3 protein-coding genes are annotated in these 2,529 nt (G+C 64.2%); all 3 read right to left on the reverse strand.

Annotated features, from left to right (window positions below; genetic code table 11):
* Positions 1-748: DUF3750 domain-containing protein (locus tag IBX54_RS14420; RefSeq protein WP_296543348.1), on the reverse strand; the 748-nt coding region annotated here is incomplete at its 3' end.
* 302 nt (positions 749-1,050) lie between these two features.
* Entirely contained in the window at positions 1,051-1,821 is a 771-nt protein-coding gene (locus tag IBX54_RS14425) for a slipin family protein (RefSeq protein ID WP_296543349.1), read from the reverse strand.
* Positions 1,811-2,529 (reverse strand): NfeD family protein (locus IBX54_RS14430; protein WP_296543350.1); only part of this gene is annotated, 719 nt, incomplete at its 5' end. The genes IBX54_RS14430 and IBX54_RS14425, both read right to left, overlap by 11 nt.

Here is a 2,529-nt window from a genome sequence, read left to right on the forward strand (position 1 = left end):
CCAAACGACCCCAGAAGGGCAAGCGCAGCGCCGGCGCGTTGAGGTCAATGCCAAAATTGAGCCCCAGCACATTGAATTCGAGCCCCTCCTGCACGCCCACGCTCACGCCAAGCAAGCCGAGCAGCCCAATTTGCAGCCCCGAGCCGGAAGGTGACACGCCCACCGGGTTGGTCAACGGCCGGTAGTCCTTGCCGATGGCGTTGGCCGGCAAGTCGAGCTTGAGCGCTGGCACCTCGCGCCCGATGTGTGCCAGAAAGGTGTTGCTGTTGGGGCCAGGGTAGGTGCGGTACTTGTCGGCATAGGGGTAACTTGAAATGGCCGCATCGATGGCGTCGATCATGGCCTCGACCTCTTCACCCCGGTGGTCCACCAGCAACTCGGGCTTGGCACCATACCAGAGCCCGTCAGGCACGGCGTAATTGCGCTGTACCACCCGCGGCGCGCGCCAGCCGACCACATCAAAACGGGTGTAAGTCGTTTCGCCCATGCGCTTGTAGATGATCCAGGGGTGCACCGCAAAAAAGCCGCGCCAGCCATAGGTGGGGGCGGCATAGACCTGGACGATGGCCGTGTTGACCAATTGCGCCGGATCGGGCGCGATGCCAGCTGAGTGCCTGGGCGCGGTGGCCCAGCTTCCGCGCGTGACGGTGGCTGTTGGCACGCTGGCCTGCGCCAGTCCGGCTTGCGCCACAAGGACAAGGCAAGCGGCAAGACCGGTGCGCAACACGCAAGCGTTCAATGCAGTCATATTGATTCAAAATCCTCAAACCAAGCGGCAAAATGTGGCGATAGACAAAATTTCTTCGTTGGGCATGTTGCCACAGCATCCATTCCTGCCTGGTGGTTGCGGGCATTCACACGATCGTCTCAAGCCGCCGCCGAGCGCGGCTGTGGCGGAAATTGACTGGGCCGCACCCTGGCTGGCGCCTTGGCGTGCGCTGGGCGAAGCGGTGGCCCACAGCCAACGCAGACCCGGTGTTTTACCAGGATGCCAGCGTGTTTCGCCCGCCCGGCAGGTGACGCACAGGACCGAATTTCTCAGCTTCAGCCTTAACTGGGCGCGTGGGGCTTGTCCATCAAGCGCCCCAGCAAATCCATCGGTAGCGGGAACACGATGGTCGAGGCACGGTCGCCTGCTACCTGCGTCATGGTCTGCAGGTAGCGCAGTTGCATGGCTTCGGGCTGCTGCGCCAGCATCTGGGCGGCCTCCAGCAAGGCCACCGCCGCCTGTTTTTCGCCTTCGGCATGGATCACCTTGGCACGGCGCTCGCGCTCGGCCTCGGCCTGGCGCGCAATGGCACGCACCATCGACTCGTTGAGGTCGATGTGCTTGATCTCGACGTTGGTCACCTTGATGCCCCAGGCATCAGTCTGGGCGTCCAGGATTTGCTGCACATCGAGGTTGAGCCGCTCGCGCTCGGCCAGCATTTCGTCGAGCTCGTGTTTGCCCAGCACCACCCGCAGCGTGGTTTGCGCCAGTTGACTGGTGGCCATCAGGAAGTCTTCCACCTGGATGATCGCCTTCTCGGGCGCCACCACGCGAAAGAAAATCACTGCGTTGACCTTGACCGAGACGTTGTCGCGCGAGATCACGTCCTGCGGTTCGACGTCCATGGTGACCACGCGCAAATCGACCCGCACCATTTGCTGCAGGCCGGGGATCACGATCACCAGGCCGGGGCCCTTGACCTTCCAGAAGCGGCCAAGCTGAAACACCACGCCGCGCTGGTATTCGCGCAGGATGCGCACCGAGGCCACCAGCAGCGCCAGCGCAAGGGGCAGCAAAATCGTGCCCAGTCCAAGATTGAAATCAAACATCATGCCGTTCTCCTTCGGGTTGTACCTGCAAAATCAGGTCGGTCATGCCGACCACACGCACGCGTTGGCCCGGCTGCAAGGGTGCTGTAGCGCGCACTTGCCAGTGTTCGCCGTGAATCCGCGCCCAGGCCTGGCCGTCTGCCACTTGCGTGACCTCGCCGCGCGCGCCGACCAGTTGCTCGGCGCCGCTGACCACCGGTGCGCGGCGTGCCCGCAGGGCCATGCCGCCGCCCAGTAGCACGGCGGCGGCGGCCGTAAGCGCCAGGCCAAAAATGAGTGGTAACGGCACGCCCAGCCCCGGCACATCGCGGTCGAACAGCAGCAGCCCGCCAGCAACAAAAGCCACCACACCGCCGACGCCGAGCACACCAAAGGCCGGTGTCACCAGCTCGGCTGCCAGCAGCGCAAAGCCGAGCAGAATCAGCGCCAGCGCCGCGTAATTGACCGGCAGCAACTGCAGCGCAAACAGCGCCAGCAGCAGGCAGATGGCACCCACCGTGCCGGGCACGCCAAAGCCGGGTGAAGAAAATTCGAACATCAGGCCGTAAACCCCGACCATCAGCAGGATCAGCGCGAAGCTCGGGTTGGTGATGGCGCCCAGCAGGCGGTGGCGCCAGTCGGGCGGCTGCGCTTCGGTGCGCAGGCCGTGGGTTTGTAGCTGCAGCTCGCCACCGGCCACGCGCACCTTGCGGCCATCGATCTGCGTCAGCA

The organism is Rhodoferax sp., assembly GCF_014859475.1.
GTDB lineage: Bacteria > Pseudomonadota > Gammaproteobacteria > Burkholderiales > Burkholderiaceae_C > Rhodoferax.